Genomic DNA, 18,009 nt, shown 5'->3' with positions numbered 1-18,009 from the left:
ACCCATAGCCCGGGCGGCTGGCAAAAGTTTGCTGTTATAGCCGCGCTTCACGGCGCAAAACCAGCTGCTTTCGCCTATCCAGTCCACTTTTTGTCAGCATCGCCAGTAGCACTATGGTGCCGCCCAGTAAGCCCTGATTGGAGGGACGCTCGCTTAAAAACAGCCATACCAGCAAGGTGCCGAAGATGGTTTCCAGCAACAGCAGCAGGCTGACTTCCGCCGAGGGCAGATATTGTGGCCCCTGCTGGATCAGGGTAAAGCCCGCGGGCATCAATACCAGGCACAACAAGAGCAGCCAGCCGATATCCATGGCATCGGGCAACAATATCTCCCCGCTCCAGCACCATGCCAGGCCGGCCGTGATCAGGCCACTGAGGGCCAGCATGGGACTCATGTCTATCTCTGGCCGACTGCGCGCCAGGGTCAGATTACCGGCCAGCCCAACCGCCGCCAGCAGGGCAAAGGCACTGCCGATCAGCGAGCCTTCGCCATTGTCATCAAGCACGATAAGGCTGATGCCGAGCATACAGACACCGATGGCGAGCCAGGTGCGCAACGGCAGGCGTTCTTGCAGAAAGAGGCGACTGAGCAGGGCGGCAATCAGCGGGGCGGAGGCAAGGATCACCAGTACGTTGCCGGCTTTGGTAAAGTGGTTGCCCAGAATAAAGCCGATGGTACTCAGGCTGAACATCAGGGCACAGCCGAGCCCGGCTCGACCGCAGACCAGATAGGAACGCCACCACTGGTACCGGTATCGGGCCACCACGATAAGCCAGAATCCGAGGATATTGAGCAGGCCCCGCCACAGCACCATCTGCTCGGCGGGCAGGCTGATCACGCGCAACAAGAGCGCGTCGGGAGAAATAATAAGTACCCCAAGTGCGGTGAGCAGAAGTCCTTTCTGATGATTATCCATGGCGCCTGAACAGAGGGTGAGCAAACCCCGATGCTAACCAGTGTTGTCGAGAATAGCCAGCCTCTGGCGTTCGGGTGCCAGCATCATGAGGTGTCGATCTTCAGGCCGGTGGCTGGCAGCTGTGTCTTACCACCAGTTCGGGCGTCAGGGTCAGCACCCGGCGGGGGCTGTCCGGTGCCTTGATGCGTGCCAGCAGGGTGTCTACCGCCAGGGCGCCCAGCCCGGCCTTGGGCTGTTCTATGCTGGTCAGCGCCGGTACCAGATAATGAGTCAGCTCTATATTGTCGTAGCCCACCAGCGACATCTGCTCCGGCACCGATATATCCGCATCGGCCAGGGCCCGCAGTGCCCCCACGGCCATCATGTCATTGCCGACAAAGACCGCCGTAGGTCGTTCGGGCAGGGCGAGCAGGGCGGCCATGGCGCTGTTGCCGCCGGCCAGCTCGAAGTCGCCTTCAAGCACCCACTCGGGGCGCACCGGCAGGCCGGCATTGGCCATCGCCGTTCTGAAACCGGCCAGCCGCTCGTCCGCCGCTCGCTTGCCCAGCGGACCCGTTATGCAGCCGATATGACGATGACCGAGTCCGATCAGGTGATCGGTGGCCAGGCGGCCGCCCAGTTGACCGCCGTCCTGGATAAGATCCGCTTCCATGTCCATGGGGCCCCAGTCGGCCTGCACCAGAGGCACACTGGGATAGCGGTCGAAGACCTGTGCCCCCAGATGAACCTGGGTGCACATCAGGATAATGCCGTCCACCCGCTTTTGCAGCAGCATTTCCATGCTGGCATTGAGTCGCCGCTTGTCGTCACGGGTATTGCACAGCGCCAGGCTGTAGCCCAGCTCGAAGCAGCGTTGCTCCACCCCCTGTACCACTTCGGCGAAGAAAGGGTTGGCGCTGGAGGTGACCAGCATGCCCAGCGTGCGGGTCTCGTTGCTCTTGAGACTGCGCGCCAGCGCAGAGGGAGCATAATGAAGCTCGTCGATGGCCAGCTCGACCCGGGTGGTGATCTCGGGGCTGACGAAGCGGGTCTTGTTCAGCACATGGCTGACGGTAGAGGTGGACACCTGTGCTCGCCGGGCCACGTCCTTGATGGTCGCCATCAACGGGACTCCAGCAGGGTCTTTATCTCGGCCCGATAGGGAACCGAGGTCTGGGCGCCGGGTCGGGTCACCGACAGGGCTGCCGCCGCCTGGGCAAAGCGTACCGCCTGCTCCAGTGGTTGCCGCTGCTGCAATGCCGCCAGCAGGGCGCCGTTGAAGGTATCGCCCGCCGCCGTGGTGTCGACCGCCTTGACCTTGAAGCCGGAGATCAGGCGTCCCCTGCCTTGTTCGCTCAGCCAGACGCCCCGGGCACCCAGGGTGATGATGACGGTGGCGATGCCCTTGTCGTGCAGCAGCCGGGCGGCGGTCGCCGCACCCGCATCGTCGTTGACTGCCACCCCGGTCAGCCGTTCGGCCTCGGTTTCGTTGGGGGTGATCAAGTCCACCAGTGACAGCAGCGCATCGGGCAGCGTCTGAGCCGGGGCCGGGTTGAGCACCACGCGGGCACCCCGGGCCTTGGCCTGGCCGGCGGCGGCGATATTGGTGTCGAGCGGAATCTCCAGCTGTAGCAGCAGTTGCTCGCAGTTCAGTCCCTCACTGTGCCGGTTCAGCTGTTCGGGCGTCAGCCGGCCATTGGCGCCGGCGGCGAGCGCAATGGTATTCTCGCCTTCGTCATTCACCTGGATAAGCGCCACCCCGGTGTTGATGCCGGTCATACGATCGATGGCGCCGGTATCGATACCGTCGGCGGCAAAGCCGTCAATCAGGCTCTGGGCCAGCGCATCGTCACCCACGCAGGCGATAAAGCGGGTCGCGGCCCCGGCCCGGGCGGCGGCCACCGCCTGATTGGCGCCCTTGCCGCCGGGCACGATGCGATAGTCGCTGCCGGTCAGGGTTTCACCGGGGCGCGGAAACTGCGGCAGCCGGATCACGTGATCGATGTTGATGCTGCCAACTACGGTTAATGTCATGGTGATTGCCTTACTTGCTGATGACTTGCAGCGGTACCGGAATGTGGCTGGCCACGGTTTCACCTTTCAGGATCCTGTCGGCGGTTTCCACCGCGATGGCGCCGATGGCATTCGGCTGCTGGGCGATGGTGGCGGCCAGACGAGCGCCCTGTACCGCCTGGATGCCGTCTTCGGTGCCATCAAAGCCCACAATGATCACGTCTTTCTTGTTGGCCGCCTGCAGCGCGCGCATGGCACCCAGCGCCATCTCGTCATTCTGGGCAAACACCGCCTGCACCGTCGGGTTACCGGTCAGCAGGTTTTCCATCACGTTCAGGCCCTTGGTACGGTCAAAATCCGCCGGCTGGCTGGCCAGCAGCTCGAAGCCGTGCTTGTCTACGGCCTGGGCGAAACCTTCACCCCGCTCGCGGGCGGCGCTGGTGCCGGCAATGCCTTCGAGCTGAATGACGCGGGCATCGGCACCGATCTGCTCGGCAATATAGTCACCGGCCATCAGGCCGCCGGCCACGTTGTCGGAGGCGATATGAGCCACCACCTCACCCCGGTTGGCGGCCCTGTCCAGGGTCAGCACCGGCAACTCGGCGCGGTTGGCCAGGCGAATGGCGTTGGTGACCGCATCCGAGTCGGTGGGGTTGATCAGCAGCACCTTGGCACCGCGTACGCTCAGGTCTTCCACGTTGGCCAGCTCCTTGGCCGGGTCGTTCTGGGAGTCCAGCACTATCAGGTTGTAGCCCAGTTCTTCCGCCTTTTGCTCCGCGCCTTCTTTCATGGTGACGAAGAAGGGGTTGTTGAGGGTCGAGATCACCAGCGCCAGCGTATCCTTGGCATAGGCACCGGAGCTCATGGTGGCGCTGACCAGGGCAGCGGAGAGCAGGGTCGTCAGTTTTTTCATGATGCAGCTTCCTTTGGTATCGTGGAGTGGAATTACTTGTGTTTGTTGTCGACCAGTACTGCCAGCAGGATCACCGCGGCCTTGGCGATCATCTGATAGTAGGAGGACACATCCAGCAGGTTGAGCGCATTGTTCAGAAAGCCGATGATCAGCGCCCCGATCAGGGTGCCCATGATGGCCCCCTTGCCGCCGGCCAGGCTGGTGCCGCCCAGTACCACGGCGGCAATGGCGTCCAGCTCGTAGGTGGTGCCGGCAGTGGGCTGGGCCGATGACAGCCGGCTGGTGACGATAATGGCCGCCAGTGCCGACAGCATGCCGCAGATGGCATAGACACCCATCTTGACCCGGGCGACGTTGATGCCCGACAGCCGTGCGGCGGCTTCGTTGCCGCCCACCGCATAGATATAGCGGCCGAAGCGGGTGTGGTTGAGCAGATACCAGGCACCGAGGAAGGTCATGGCCATCAGCCACACCGGCACCGGTATGCCGAACACGTAGCCGGTGCCGAACCAGGCGAAGAGGTCGCCGGCATAGGTAAAGCCGGTTGAAATGGGGCGGCCATCGGTATAGACCATGGTCACGCCGCGCAGCAGGGTCATGGTGACCAGGGTGGCGATAAAGGCCTGTACCCGGCCCTTGGCGACGATGATGCCGCTGACGCCGCCGAGGGCAAAACCGGCCAGCAGTACCGCCGGCAGGGTAATGAAGATGGACAGCTCCATCGACACCATGCTGGCGGCAAAGGCGCCGCACAGGGCCAGTACCGAGCCCACGCTGAGATCGATGCCGGCGGTGAGGATCACCAGGGTCATGCCCACGGCAATAATGGCGTTGACCGAGGTCTGGCGCAGTATGTTGAGCAGGTTGTCGACGGTGAAAAAGTTGGGGCTCAGCGCAGAGACCACGGCAATCAGCACCAGCAGGGCGATCAGCGATTTCTGGGCAATCAGCCATTCCTTGCTGAACCAGCGGCGGCTGCCGTCAAGGGCGGGGGAGTTCATGCATTTTCCTCTTGTTGAGTCTGACCAACGGCGGCGGTCAGCAGTTGTTCCTGGGTCGCGGTGGTGGCGTTGAATTCACCGGCAATGCACCCCTGGTGCATCACCATGATACGGTCACTGATCCCCAGCACTTCCGGCATATCGGACGACACCAGAATAATGGCCATGCCTTCCTGCTTGAAGCGGTTGATCAACTGATAGATTTCCTTCTTGGCGCCCACGTCGACGCCACGGGTAGGCTCGTCGAGAATAAGCACCCGCGGGCGGGTCATCAGTCCCTTGGCGATGGCCACCTTCTGCTGGTTGCCACCCGACAGGTTGCCAATCAGCTGTTCCCGGCCCGGCGTGCGGATCTTGAACAGCGAAATAAACTCGTCCACGGCGCCGCGTTCGGCCTGATGATCGAGCTGGGGGCCCCGGCTCAGTTCGGCCAGCGCCGACAGGCTCATGTTGACTTTGACCGACAGATCCAGCACCAGACCATCGCCCTTGCGGTCTTCCGAAATATAGGCGATACCGGCGGCCAGCCCCTGTTGCGGACTCTTGGCCTGATAGGGCTTGCCCGCCAGCAAGACATGGCCTGCGGTGCGGGGCAGGGCACCGTACAGGGTCTTGACCAGTTCGGTGCGACCGGCGCCCATCAGTCCGGAAAAGCCGAGGATCTCGCCTTCGCGCAGGCTGAAACTGACGTTGTTGACGCCGGCGCCGCTCAGGCCGTCCACCTTCAGCACTTCCGGCCCCCGGGGCACGGTGATGCGCGGGTATTGCTCGTCCAGCCTGCGGCCGACCATCATTTCGATCAGCCGGTCTTCGTCGATATCGCTCACCGCCTCTTCGCCGATCCACTTGCCGTCACGCAGTATGGTGACCCGGTCGCAGATCGCGAAGATTTCCGCCAGTCGATGAGAGATATAGACGATGCCACAGCCAGCGGCACGCAGCTCTTCGATCACCCGGAACAGGGCCCGGGTTTCGGTATCGGTCAGGGCATCGGTAGGCTCATCCATGATGATGACGTCGGCCTTGAACGACAGCGCCTTGGCGATTTCCACCATTTGCTGGGCGCCGATGCTCAAATCCCCGACCCGGGTGCGGGGAGACTGGTGGATTTGCAGCCGATCCAGCAAGACCTGGGCGTTGGCGTAGAGGCGCGTCCAGTCGATTTTGCCGAAGGCATTGACCGGCTCGCGACCGAGAAAAATATTCTCGGCAATGGTCAGCTCGTCCAGCAGGTTCAGCTCCTGATGAATGATGCCGATACCCGCCTGTTGCGAGTCGCGGGGGCCCTTGAAACGGCAGGGCTGGCCGCGATAGCGGATCTCGCCGGCGTCCGGTTGGTAGATGCCGGTCAGTACCTTCATCATGGTGGACTTGCCGGCGCCATTCTCGCCCATCAGCGCCATGACCTGGCCCGGATAGACGTTGAGCCCGGCTTGATCCAGCGCCTTGACCCCGGGAAAGGCCTTGTCGATGCCGGACAGAGACAGTATGGGTTCCATGCTCACCTCAGAAAGGAACGCCGCAGCGCAGTATGATATTGGCGTAAGGGGTGCATTCACCGGTACGCACCACGGCGCGGGCCCCGGCATTTTGCCGCTTGAAGTCCGCGTGGCTGATGTAGTTTACCGGGATGTCCCGGCCCTGGGCGTCGGCGGCTTCGGCCAGCTGACTCAGCAATAGCCGGTGCAGATCGGGGCTGACGGTTTTTATTTCTTCCGCCAGTACCACCGACTCCAGCTGCAATTCACTCAATAGCGCCGCCAGCATGGGTTGCAAGCCGGGCAGCCCCGGGCTGACCGCCAGATCGATACGCTCGGGTCCGGCGGGAATGGGCAGGCCCGCATCGGCCAGCACTATGTCGTCAGTATGGCCGACGCGGGCGACCAGCGCGGATAAATGACTGTTAAGCAAGGTGGTTTTCTTCACGGTATCGCCTTGTTCTGGAGCAAAAAGCTCCGAAAGTTAACCAAAAATGGTGAGCGAAACGGTTACGCAATCGATTCGATGGGGGATTGTAGACAATAAATCTGTTTTTTGTGTGATCGACGTGGAAAAAACGAGAGCTGAGTCACAGAAGTGATGTTGCCGGACGCGGCGGCGGACGGTGCCGTGATTCGGGCTGTTGTCGACCGCACGAATTGATAAAATAGCCGTATCAACCACATCGACTCTCGCCACCCGGCCTGGTACAGGTATTTATTTTGTCCCCTTATTCACCGAATTCAGAATGCAGCCAGTTACTGGCGCCCATCCATGCCTTTTTGCATTGCCCCACCCCGGATGAATGGATAGCCGAAGCGCGCAAGCCACAGCATCTGGCCGCGCTGCTGGTGGATCATGCCAACTGCGAGCTGAAGGCGGCGATGAGCGCCCACAGCCTGGTGCGCCGTTATTGCCTGCCGAAAGAAAAACGGAAATTATTGCCCAATCTGGATTTTTACAAGACGCTTGATGCCCTGCCGGAAAAAGGCGAGGTACTGGGCAAACAGACCTTGCTGGATGAAAACCGGCGGGTGTTCGACGAACTGGAAAAAAACGATCTGCTGGTGAAAATGGTGCGCCTGATCCAGGAAGAGCTGCACCATTTCGAGCAGGTGCTGGAGATCATGGCGGCCAGAAACATCGAGTACCGCAGCCTGTCGGCATCGCGCTATGCCCAGGGACTGCTCCGGCATGTGCGCACCCATGAGCCGGCGGCCATCGTCGACCGCTTGATCATCGGCGCCTATATCGAAGCCCGCTCCTGCGAGCGCTTCGCCCGGCTGGCACCGCACCTGGACGAGGAGCTGAGCCGCTTCTATGTGTCGCTGCTGCGTTCCGAGGCGCGTCATTATCAGGACTACCTGACCCTGGCCGCCGACTACAGCGGTCAGAATATCGATGACCGGGTGGCATTTTTCGGCACCGTGGAAGCGGAACTGATGTGTTCAGCGGATACCTCGTTGCGCTTTCACAGCGGCGTACCTGTCCTATCGGTGGATCCCTGACGGTCTCGGTTTTCGGTGGTCGCGGGTTGCAGTAGCAGGGGCAGTACCAGCGTCAGCCCGGCTTTCAGTTGCGCCGCATCCAGCTCGGGGTCGCGGATCTGGCGCACCAGCAGGCCTTCCCACAGGCACTGGATGATCAGCATGACCTGACCGGCACGCTCGGTGGGCAGTGCCAGCCCGCCCTGCTCCCGGGGCCGGGTCAGCCACTTGCTGAATTCCTGATGCAGGGCGAGATCCGAGTCCCGTACCGCGGTGGCCACGGTCGGATCGCGCGAGGCCTCGGCGGAAATTTCCAGGAACAGGGACGGACTCATGCCGTTTGTATGGCAGGGGTGGCCGCCGAAGGCGTCCATGAATACCGGCAGCAGCAGGTCGGCCTCGCCGTGCAACTGACCGATTTCTTCCCGCACCAGCTGTAATTGCTGGGCGATGATGGCCAGTACCACATGGTGCTTGTTATCGAAATAGCGATAAATCAGCCCGGGGCTCATCTGCGCTTCCTTGGCCAGTTCGGCCATGCTGGCGCCGTGAAAGCCGTGGCGGATAAAGCACCGACGGGCGGCATCGAGGATGCGGGTGCGCTGCTCCCGCGCCCGGGCTTGCGCCCGGGCCAGTGATGTTGCCGACTTCATTACTCCACCTGTTGCCAGCCGCCACCCAACGCCTTGTACAGGTTGACGCGGTTGCTCTGCTCGGTCAGTTGGGTATTGATCAGCGCCTGCTCGGCGTTGTACAGGGTACGCTCCGCATCCAGCAGCACCAGGTAGCTGTCCCGGCCGGCATCGTAACGGGCGCGGGACAGTTGTTCGGCCCGGCCGGCGGCGGCCACCAGTGCCTGTTGTGACGCCTGCTGCTCGGCCAGACTGCCGGTCAGCACCAGGGCATCGGCCACCTCGCGAAAGCCGCTCTGGATGGCGTTTTCATAGTTGGCCAGGGCGATATCCCGTTCCGCCTGTGCCATGCCCAGCGCCGCCCGCAGGCTGCCGCCCTGGAAAATGGGCAGGTTCAGCCGGGGCATAAAGCTCCAGATCCGGGTGCCGCCGTCGAACAGACCGTCGAGCTCGCCGCTGGCGGTGCCGATGCTGCCGGTCAGCCTGATCGAGGGGAAGAAGGCGGCCCGGGCGGCGCCGATATTGGCGCTGGCCGCCTGCAGGGCGTATTCCGCCTGCTGCACGTCGGGCCGGCGCAACAGCACCTCGGAAGGCAGCCCGGCGGGCAGCGGTTGCAGACCGCTCACCTCGAATGCCACCTCATCGGGCAGCAGCTCGGGGGCGATGGGCGCCCCCACCAGCAGGGTCAGGGCGTTGATGTCCCGGGCCACCTGGCCCCGGTAGCGGGCCAGATCGGTACGGGCGGTTTCCATCGAAGCACGGGCCTGGCTCAGATCCAGCCCGGACACGGCGCCCAGCTGGTGACGCCGTTCGCTCAGCGCCAGTGCCCGCTGCCGGTTGTGGAAGGTGTCTTCGGCCAGCTGCGCCAGTCGGCGGTCGGCGGCCAGGGTCAGGTAGGCATTGGCCACCTCCGCCACCAGGCTGAGCTGGGCGGCGCGGCGTGCCTCTTCCCGGGCCAGGTACTGGTTCAGTGCCGCCTCGCTGAGGTTGCGGACCCGGCCGAACAGATCCAGCTCGAATTCGGCAATGCCCAGGCTGGCACTGTACTGATCGGTCACCCCGTTGGTGGGGGTCAGCCGGCCCCGCTCCAGGCCGCCATTGGCGGCCACGGACGGCAGCCGATCGGCCCGCTGGATGCGGTACTGGGCGCGGGCCTTTTCCACATTGAGCAGGGCGACCCGCAGATCCCGGTTGTTGGTCAGCGCCTGTTCGATCAGGCGTTCCAGACGGGCATCGGTGAAGAAGTCACGCCAGCCGATGTCGGCCACTGCCGTGTCTCCGTCGTCGGTGGTGGCGGGAATGGGCCAGTCGGTGGCCAGTTGCGGCTGGGCAGCCGGCACCGCCGGTGCCAGGCTGGCACAGCCGGACAACAGCAGGCCGGTGACCAGCGCCAGGCTGGTCAGCACGGGTTTAGTCATATTGGGTTTCTCCTGGCTGCGGCGCAGCCTCGACGGTGGCGGCCCGGGGCTTGCGGCCGAACAGCCGCTGCACCACCACAAAGAATAACGGAATAAAGAACAGGCCCAGCAGGGTACCGACCAGCATGCCGCCCAGCACGCCGGTGCCGATGGCGTTCTGGGCCCCGGAGCCGGCGCCGCTGGCGATGGCCAGGGGCAGTACCCCCAGGCCGAAGGCCAGCGAGGTCATGATGATGGGGCGCAGGCGGTCGCGCACCGCCGTCATGGTGGCCTCGAGGAGCGGCATGCCGCGTTGCTCCAGGTTTTCCTTGGCGAATTCCACGATCAGGATGGCGTTCTTGCTGGTCAGGCCGACCGTGGTCAGCATGGCCACCTGGAAGTAGACATCCCGGCTCATGCCGAACAGGGTACCGGCCAGCACGGTGCCGAGGATCCCCAGGGGAGCGACCAGCAGCACGGCGGTGGGCACGGTCCAGCTTTCATAGAGGGCGGCCAGACACAGGAACACCACCAGCAGCGACAGGCTGTACAGCAGCGGGGTCTGGTTGCCGGCCTGGCGCTCCTGGTAGGACAGGCCGCTCCATTCCATGCCGATGCCCGCAGGCAGCTGGCCGACCAGCCGCTCTATCTCGGCCATGGCTTCGCCGGAGCTCACGCCGGGCGCGGCCTGACCGTTGATCTCCATGGCCGGCACCCCGTTGTAGCGCTCCAGACGAGGCGAGCCGTAGTCCCAGTGGCCGCTGGCAAAGGCGGAGAAGGGCACCATCTGGCCCGCATTGTTGCGTACCGACCAGAGGCTGAAGTCTTCCGGCACCATGCGGTAGGGGGCATCGGCCTGTACATATACCTTCTTGACCCGGCCCCGATCGATAAAGTCATCGATATAGCTGCCGCCCCAGGCGGTGGCCAGGGTGCCGTTGATATCGGCCATGGTCAGCCCCAGGGCCCCGGCCTTGCGCTGATCGACATCGACACGAAACTGGGGGGTATCGTCCATACCGTTGGGGCGTACCGCGGTCAGCAGCGGGCTTTCGCCGGCCATACCCAGCAACTGGTTGCGGGCGTTGAGCAGGCCGTTGTGACCCAGGCCGGCGTTGTCCTTCAGGTAGAACACGAAACCACCCGAGGTACCCAGTTCGGGCATGGCCGGGGGCACAAAGGCGAAGGCCATGGCGTCCTTGAACTGGCTGAAGGCGCCCATGGCGCGATCGGCCACGGCGGCCACGCCCTGTTCTTCGGACTCCCGTTCGGACCAGTCTTTCAGGTTGATAAAGGCCAGGCCCATGTTCTGGCCGGTACCGGCAAAGCTGAAGCCCTGTACGCTGAACACCGACTCGACGAGGTCGGCCTCGTTCTGCAGGAAGTGATCTTCCAGCTGGGTGATGGTCTCCATGGTCCGCTCCTGGGTGGCACCCACCGGGGCCTGTACCATGGCGAACAGCACGCCCTGGTCTTCGTCGGGCAGGAAGGCGGTGGGCAGGCGCATAAACAGGAACACCATCACCGCCGACAGGGCGAAAAACATCAGCATGAAGCGTTTGCTGCGGGTGAGAATGCCGCGCACGCCGCCCTGGTATTTGCCGCTGGCCCGTTCGAAGTTACGGTTGAACCAGCCGAAGAAGCCCTTGGTGCCGTGATGCTCGCCCTTTTTCAGCGGCTTGAGCATGGTGGCGCACAGGGCCGGGGTCAGCACGATGGCCACCAGCACCGACAGCCCCATCGCCGAGGCGATGGTGACCGAAAACTGGCGGTAAATGACGCCGGTGGAGCCGCCGAGAAAGGCCATGGGGATGAATACCGCCGACAGCACCAGGCCAATGCCCACCAGGGCGCCGGTGATCTGATCCATCGACTTGCGGGTGGCCTCCAGCGGTGACAGCCCTTCCTCACTCATGATCCGCTCGACGTTTTCCACCACCACGATGGCGTCGTCCACCAGCAGGCCGATGGCCAGCACCATGGCGAACATGGTCAGCATATTGATGGAGAAGCCGAACGCGGCCAGCACCCCGAAGGTACCGAGCAGCACTACCGGCACAGCGATGGTGGGGATCAGGGTGGCGCGGAAATTCTGCATGAACAGGTACATCACCAGGAACACCAGCAGCACCGCTTCCGCCAGGGTCTTGACCACCCCGGAGATGGCGACCTTGACGAAGGGCGTGGTGTCAAAGGGCACCACGGAGGTCAGGCCGGGCGGGTAGAAGGCTTCCAGCTCTTTCAGGGTGTTGACCACACCGGTGGCGGTATCCAGGGCGTTGGCGCCGGTGGACAGGGAAATGGCGACACCGGTGGCCGGCTGGCCGTTGTAGCGGCTGATGAAGTTATAGTTTTCGGCACCCAGCTCCACCCGGGCCACATCGGCGAGGATCAGGCTGGAGCCGTCCGGGTTGCTGCGCAGTATGATGTTGCGGAACTGTTCCGGGGTCTGCAGTCGCTCCTGGGCGTTGATGGTGGCGTTGAGCTGCTGGCCCGGCATGGCCGGGGCGCCGCCGAGCTGACCCACGGTCACCTGGGCATTCTGGGCGCGGATGGCGGCGATCACCTGCTCGGTAGACAGGGCATAGGTGTCGAGCTTGTTGGGATCGAGCCAGATACGCATGGCGTATTCGGCGCCGAACACCTGCAGCGTGCCCACGCCCGGTACCCGGCTGAGCGGGTCAACCAGGTTGGCGTTCACGTAGTCGGCGATATCGTCCTTGTCCATGCTGCCGTCTTCCGACACGAAGCCGACCACCATCAGGAAGCCGCTGCTCGACTTGCTCACGTTCACCCCCTGGGCCTGTACTTCCTGGGGCAGCAGCGGCATGGCCAACTGCAGCTTGTTCTGCACCTGCACCTGGGCGATGTCCGGATCGGTGCCGTTCTCGAAGGTCAGGCTGAGGTTGACGCGACCGTTGGCGTCGCTGGAGGCGGACATGTACAGCAGGCCGTCCAGTCCCTTCATGTTCTGCTCGATGATCTGGGTCACCGAGTCTTCCACCACCTTGGCGGAGGCGCCCGGGTAGGTGGCACTGATGCTCACCGCCGGCGGCGCTATGGTCGGATACTGGGACACCGGCAGGGTCAGGACGGACAGGGCGCCCGCCAGCATGATGATGATGGCGATAACCCAGGCAAAGATGGGTCTATCAATGAAAAAACGAGCCATGGTGCTCTCCTTAAGGCTGACGAGCGAGGGTGCGCTCGGCCTCGACGACGCGGACCTCGGCGCCGGGGCGGACTTTCTGCAGCCCTTCGATGATCACCTTGTCGCCGGCGACCAGCCCGCTTTCCAGCAGCCACTGGTCGCCCAGGGTGCGACTGACCACCACGGAGCGCTGCTCCACCTGATTGTCTGCGTTCACCACCAGGGCCGAGGTATTACCTTTGGGATCCCGGGCGATGCCCTGCTGGGGCACCAGCAGGGCATGGTCCCGCTCGCCCTGGCCGAGTTGGGCGCGCAGGTACATGCCGGGCAGCAGCAGCTGATCCGGGTTGGGCACTTCTACCCGCAGCAGGAAGCTGCCGGTGCTTTCGTCCACGGTGGCCTCGCTGAACGCCAGCTTGCCCTGGTGTTCGTAGGGAGTACCGTCTTCCAGCATTATGGTCACCGGCACATTGTCGGTGGTGCTGAGGGTGCCGGCGGCCAGCTCCCGGCGCAGTCGGAGCAACTCACTGCTGGACTGGGTCAGATCGACGTAGATGGGATCGAGCTGCTGAATGGTGGCCAGGGCGTCGGCCTGGTTGGCGGTGACCAGGGCACCCTGGGTCACCGCAGACTTGCCGGTGCGACCGTCGATGGGCGCGGTGAGGCGGGCGTAGTCGACCCGGATCTGGGCGCTGCGCACGGCGGCCTTGGCGGCGGCGAGATCGGCCTCGGCCTGGCGCAGGGTGGCGATGGCATTTTCATCGTCCTGGCGGCTGACCGCGTCTATCTTGACCAGTTCGGCGGAGCGGGCGGCATTGAGCCGGGCCGAGGTCAGGGTGGCCTCGGCCCGGGCCTGGGCCGCACGGGCACTGGCCAGTTCGGCCTGGTAGCTGGCGTCATCCAGCTGGTACAGCGGCTGGCCGGCCTTGACCAGACTGCCTTCGGTAAACAGTCGCTGTTTGACGATGCCGTCTACCTGGGGCCGGACTTCGGCGGTGAGGTAGGCGGCGGTACGACCGGGCAGTTCCCGGGTCAGGGTCACGCTCTCGGGCTGCAGCGTGGTCACCACCACCTCGGGCAGCGGTGCGTTCTGGGTAGCGGCCTGTGGCGCTGACTGGCTGTCGCAGGCCATCAGGCCAAGGCCTGACAGCACCCCGACCAGGATCATACGGGGCGGAAATGTGCGCAATGACATAGTGGGTCTCGCTTGCATGCTGGATGTTGTTATCGGGAGTCTAAGACAAATAATGAATGTTCATTCATTCGCAGAGAGTGAACGATCATTCACTTAATTTCAAGTGACAATTTTGTGGGGCTAGCCGAAAACAGCGTATTGTTCCTGTCTTGCCGGTGCGCAGTAGCAGGACCGTCGGAGAGCGTGAAAGGCAGAGGGTGCCGGTCGGGGCTTAATCGACAGGGTGCCAGCGGTATTCGTTGTTGTAATTCTGCAGCAGGCGCAACCCTTGTTCGCTCTGGGGGTTGGTCAGTACCTTATGGGTGGGACCGGCTTCGACCACATGGCCGTCGTGCATCAGGATCACCTGGTCGCTGACATGGCGCACCACCCCCAGATCGTTGGCCACGATAATGTAGGACAGGCCCAGGGTCGCCTGCAGGCTGAGCAGCAGGTTGATGATCTGCGAGCGCACCGAAATATCCAGGTTGGAGATGGCTTCGTCGGCGACGATGATCTTGGGTGACAGGATCAGCGCCCGGGCCAGGGCGACCCTTTGTTTCTGGCCGGTGGAAATCATCTGCGGGTAAAAATGGTAGTGATCCGGCAGCAGCCCCACCATACGCAGGGTATCCAGCACCATGGCTTCACGTTGTTCGGCATCCAGATTGGTATTGAGGATGAGCGGGGTTTCCAGGATCTGACCGATGCGATTGCGGGGGTTGAGCGAGGTGTTGGGATCCTGAAATATCATCCGCAGCAGTTGGCAGCGCTTCTTGTCATCACCCGGCGCTATTTTGTCACCGTCGATGTAAATGCTGCCTTTGGAGGGAGGCATTACCCCGGCCAGCACCCGGGCCAGGGAGCTTTTCCCCGAGCCGGCATCGCCCATCACCGCCAGGGTCTGGCCCCGTTCCAGGGTAAAGGACAGGGGGTGGAAGGCGGTTTTGGTGACCTTGCGAAACAGCCCGCTGTGGGTCACGAATACCTTGCCGAGATTATCGACCTTGAGCAGAGGCACCTGGCTCATTTGGACTTACCTTCAGGCATGTTGAGCGGAAAGTGGCAGTAATAGGTCTGTCCCTTGATCTTGGCCAGGGGAGGGGTGATCACGCATTGCCGCTGGGCCTTGGGGCAGCGGGGCCCCAGTCGGCAGCCGATGGGCAGGCTTTGCAAGGGCGGTATGACCCCCGGCAGTATGTTGAGCCGGGACTTGTGCGGCAGACTGCCGTCCAGATCCGGCATCATCTGCAGCAGGGCGGCGGTATAGGGATGGCGAGGCCGGGTCAGGATCTGCTCCCGGGTGCCGGACTCCACCGCCTGGCCGCAATACATCACTGTGATGTTGTGGGTCAGCCGGGCAAAGGTGGTCAGATCATTGCTGATCAGCAAGATGGTGGTCCCCGACAGCTTGTTGACCCGTTCCAGCAGCCGCAGTATCTGGGCCTGATTGGAGGCTTCCATGGCATTGGTGGGTTCATCCGCCACCAGCAGCTTGGGCCGGTTGGCGACGGCCATGGCGATCATCACTTTCTGGCAGACCCCCTCGGACAGTTGGTAAGGGTAGGCATTCATCACGGCTTTTGGCTCACGAATTCCCACTCTGTGCAGTAACGCGGTCGCCTGCTTGCGGCGCCAGTGCCAGCGCTGCCACCATTTGCCCTGAAAGCTGCGGGACGGAATGGCCTCGATCAGCTGGGCGCCGATGCGCTCGGACGGATCCAGGCAGCTGGACGGCTCCTGAAACACCATGGCGATATCCCGCCCCATGATGCGCCGCCGCTCCTTGTGAGACAGGCTGAGCAAGTCGATGTTGTCGAGATACATGCGATCGGCGGTGACCCGCCAGGTGTCCTTGGCGATGCCGACGATGGTCTCGGCCACCAGACTCTTGCCGGAGCCCGACTCGCCCACCAGGCCGCGAATTTCACCATCGGCCAGGGTCAGGCTGAGTTTGTCCACCGCCTTGACCAGCCCCTGGGGGGTTTCTATCTCTATGGTGAGATTACGAATATCCAGTAGTGGCATCAGTCCATTACCTCGTTGATGGTCTGGCGCAGGCCTTCGCCGACCATGTTGATCACCAGTATGCTGAGCACGATGGCCATGCCCGGCAGGGTCACGGTCCAGGGGGCGATATACACCAGGTCGATGGCATGGGACAGCATGGCGCCCCATTCGGGGCGGGGCGGCTGGGCACCCAGGCCAAGAAAGCCCACGGCGGTAATGTCGAGAATGGCAGCAGACAGCCCGCGGGTGGTCTGGCTGACGATGGTGTCGCTCAGGTTGGGCAACACACCCAGTTTGAGTATACGCCAGCGGGTGCCGCCATCCAGCCGCAGGGCGATGATGTATTCCTTCTGCATTTCGTCGGAGACGGCATTATAGATGGCGCGCGCAAACTGCGGGATCAGCGCCAGGGTAATGGCTGTCAGGGTATTGAACAGGCCTGGACCCAGAATGGCGACGAAGATAATCGCCAGCAACAGCGAGGGGATCGACAGCAGGGTATCGAGAAAATGGTTGAGAATGCTGGCCTTGAAGCCTTTGCTCATGCCCCCGACAATACCGATGCAAGCCCCAGCCAGCAGTGCCACCAGTACCACCAGTATGGCGTTGCCGAAGGTGAGGCGGGCACCAAACATCAGTCGGGACAGCATGTCGCGACCCAGATCGTCGGTGCCGAGAAAAAAGTCGATATCGCCTTCGTCGGCCCAGGATGGCGGTATCAGCAATGCCTGGCTGAACTGCTCGTAAGGGGCATAAGGCGCCAGCCAGGGAGCGAACAAGGTCAGCAATGACAGCAACCCCAGCCCCCAGAGGCCCACCATGGCCAGCGTATTCTGGCGAAACAGCTCCCAGGCCTGCTCGCGCGGCGAGCGCACATGCAATTCCGGGTAGATATTAGCCCTGCCGGACATAAATGGCCCTCCTTCTGGCGGGGTAAATCAGGGTGGATAGCACCTCTACGGCGGAGCTGGCCACTATGGTGAAGGTGGCAATGGCCAGGGTGCCGCCCTTGATGGCGGCATAATCCTGCAGCGCGATGCTGGTCACCAGCCAGCGGCCGAGACCGGGCCAGTCGAACACGATTTCGGTCATGATGGCCGACGTCAGCACGGTGCCAAACTGCAGGCCCAGGGTGGGGATGGCCATGGGAAAGGCGTTGCGCAGACCGTGGCGCAGTATGACCCGGGTGTCGCTCAGTCCCTTGGTCAGGGCGGCACGAATATAGTTCTGTTTGAGCACTTCCAGCAGGGCGCTGCGGATCTGGCGGATCACTTCGGTGGTGGGCACGACGGACAGTACCAGTGCCGGCAGTATCAGATGACGGAGGGCGTCGAGAAAGGCGGGCCAGCGATACGGGCTGTCGGCCAGCAGTGTATCTATGGTCATGATGCCGGTCACCTGCTCTATCTCGTACAAGAGGCTGAGCTGACCCGATACCGGCAGCCAGCCCAGATGGAGCGAGAAAAACATCACCAGCAACAGACCCAGCCAGAACACCGGGACCGAATAGCCGATCAGGGTAGCGGTGAGGATCAGGGTGTCCTGCCAGCGGCCCTGACGCAGGGCCGCCAGGGTACCCGCCGGCACTCCCACCAGCAACGAGAGGGCAAAGGCGGCCAGACACAGCTCTAGGGTAGCGGGAAAATACTGGCCGATCGCCCCCAGTACCGGCAGGCCGGTGGCGCTGGAAATACCGAAGTCGCCGGCCAGCAGCTGCTGCAGAAAGGCGAGATAGCCGGTCGTGAAGTCGCTCTGGTCATCCTCCAGAAGTTTAAATTCCAGCACATAGGCGACCAGGGTCAGCATCAGCAGTGTGGTCAGCAGCAGGCCGAGGCGCCGTAACAGGTAATGCAGCAT

General features: G+C 63.0%; 16 protein-coding genes. 1 reads left to right on the top strand and 15 read right to left on the bottom strand.

The window, feature by feature from the left end; all coding sequences use genetic code 11:
- Positions 1–34 precede the first annotated feature (34 nt).
- The 7 genes from HNR62_RS03170 to rbsD all read right to left on the bottom strand — a co-directional run bounded on the left by HNR62_RS03170 (position 35) and on the right by rbsD (position 6,748).
- Positions 35–916: a DMT family transporter gene (locus HNR62_RS03170; protein ID WP_204794650.1), complete on the bottom strand. Its 882-nt coding sequence runs from the start codon at positions 914–916 to the stop codon at positions 35–37.
- 100 nt (positions 917–1,016) lie between these two features.
- Positions 1,017–2,018 carry a substrate-binding domain-containing protein gene (locus HNR62_RS03165; RefSeq protein WP_204794649.1) on the bottom strand — a complete coding sequence of 334 codons (1,002 nt, stop codon included), beginning with the start codon at positions 2,016–2,018 and terminating at the stop codon, positions 1,017–1,019.
- Entirely contained in the window at positions 2,018–2,929 is a 912-nt protein-coding gene (gene rbsK / locus HNR62_RS03160; RefSeq protein ID WP_204794648.1) for a ribokinase, read from the bottom strand. The genes HNR62_RS03165 and rbsK overlap by 1 nt, the downstream gene beginning before the upstream one ends.
- A gap of 10 nt (positions 2,930–2,939) precedes the next feature.
- The gene (rbsB, locus tag HNR62_RS03155; RefSeq protein WP_204794647.1) at positions 2,940–3,821 is read right to left on the bottom strand and encodes a ribose ABC transporter substrate-binding protein RbsB; all 882 of its coding nucleotides are present in this window, start codon (positions 3,819–3,821) and stop codon (positions 2,940–2,942) included.
- Positions 3,822–3,853: 32 nt separating this feature from the next.
- The gene (gene rbsC / locus HNR62_RS03150; protein ID WP_204794646.1) at positions 3,854–4,822 is read right to left on the bottom strand and encodes a ribose ABC transporter permease; all 969 of its coding nucleotides are present in this window, start codon (positions 4,820–4,822) and stop codon (positions 3,854–3,856) included.
- Positions 4,819–6,321, bottom strand: coding sequence for a ribose ABC transporter ATP-binding protein RbsA (gene rbsA, locus HNR62_RS03145; RefSeq protein ID WP_204794645.1), 1,503 nt, complete (start codon positions 6,319–6,321; stop codon positions 4,819–4,821). Before rbsA ends, rbsC begins: the two co-directional genes overlap by 4 nt.
- Positions 6,322–6,328: 7 nt before the next feature.
- A complete protein-coding gene (rbsD, locus tag HNR62_RS03140; protein ID WP_204794644.1) occupies positions 6,329–6,748 on the bottom strand; it encodes a D-ribose pyranase in 420 nt (139 codons plus the stop codon).
- A 275-nt stretch (positions 6,749–7,023) separates the two neighbouring features.
- On the opposite strand from rbsD, the gene miaE reads away from it, so the two are divergent.
- Positions 7,024–7,809 carry a tRNA isopentenyl-2-thiomethyl-A-37 hydroxylase MiaE gene (gene miaE / locus HNR62_RS03135; protein ID WP_204794643.1) on the top strand — a complete coding sequence of 262 codons (786 nt, stop codon included), beginning with the start codon at positions 7,024–7,026 and terminating at the stop codon, positions 7,807–7,809.
- Here miaE and HNR62_RS03130 read toward each other — a convergent pair.
- The 8 genes from HNR62_RS03130 to HNR62_RS03095 all read right to left on the bottom strand — a co-directional run bounded on the left by HNR62_RS03130 (position 7,773) and on the right by HNR62_RS03095 (position 18,009).
- Entirely contained in the window at positions 7,773–8,441 is a 669-nt protein-coding gene (locus HNR62_RS03130) for a TetR/AcrR family transcriptional regulator (RefSeq protein WP_204794642.1), read from the bottom strand. The two genes, miaE and HNR62_RS03130, sit on opposite strands and share 37 nt — an antisense overlap.
- Positions 8,441–9,838, bottom strand: coding sequence for an efflux transporter outer membrane subunit (locus HNR62_RS03125; RefSeq protein WP_204794641.1), 1,398 nt, complete (start codon positions 9,836–9,838; stop codon positions 8,441–8,443). Before HNR62_RS03125 ends, HNR62_RS03130 begins: the two co-directional genes overlap by 1 nt.
- Positions 9,831–12,989, bottom strand: a complete 3,159-nt coding sequence (locus HNR62_RS03120; RefSeq protein WP_204794640.1) for an efflux RND transporter permease subunit — start codon at positions 12,987–12,989, stop codon at positions 9,831–9,833. The genes HNR62_RS03125 and HNR62_RS03120 overlap by 8 nt, the downstream gene beginning before the upstream one ends.
- A 10-nt stretch (positions 12,990–12,999) precedes the next feature.
- A complete protein-coding gene (locus HNR62_RS03115; RefSeq protein ID WP_275588019.1) occupies positions 13,000–14,163 on the bottom strand; it encodes an efflux RND transporter periplasmic adaptor subunit in 1,164 nt (387 codons plus the stop codon).
- A 211-nt stretch (positions 14,164–14,374) separates the two neighbouring features.
- Entirely contained in the window at positions 14,375–15,172 is a 798-nt protein-coding gene (locus HNR62_RS03110) for a peptide ABC transporter ATP-binding protein (RefSeq protein ID WP_204794639.1), read from the bottom strand.
- Positions 15,169–16,170, bottom strand: coding sequence for a peptide ABC transporter ATP-binding protein (locus tag HNR62_RS03105; protein WP_204794638.1), 1,002 nt, complete (start codon positions 16,168–16,170; stop codon positions 15,169–15,171). Before HNR62_RS03105 ends, HNR62_RS03110 begins: the two co-directional genes overlap by 4 nt.
- Entirely contained in the window at positions 16,170–17,063 is an 894-nt protein-coding gene (locus HNR62_RS03100) for an ABC transporter permease subunit (RefSeq protein ID WP_204794637.1), read from the bottom strand. Before HNR62_RS03100 ends, HNR62_RS03105 begins: the two co-directional genes overlap by 1 nt.
- Positions 17,047–18,009, bottom strand: coding sequence for an ABC transporter permease (locus HNR62_RS03095; RefSeq protein WP_204794636.1), 963 nt, complete (start codon positions 18,007–18,009; stop codon positions 17,047–17,049). Before HNR62_RS03095 ends, HNR62_RS03100 begins: the two co-directional genes overlap by 17 nt.

The organism is Oceanisphaera litoralis (assembly GCF_016907015.1).
Classification (GTDB): Bacteria; Pseudomonadota; Gammaproteobacteria; order Enterobacterales; family Aeromonadaceae; genus Oceanimonas; species Oceanimonas litoralis.
Note: the sequence above shows the minus strand (reverse complement) of the source record. Positions and strands in the feature narration are given on the sequence as shown.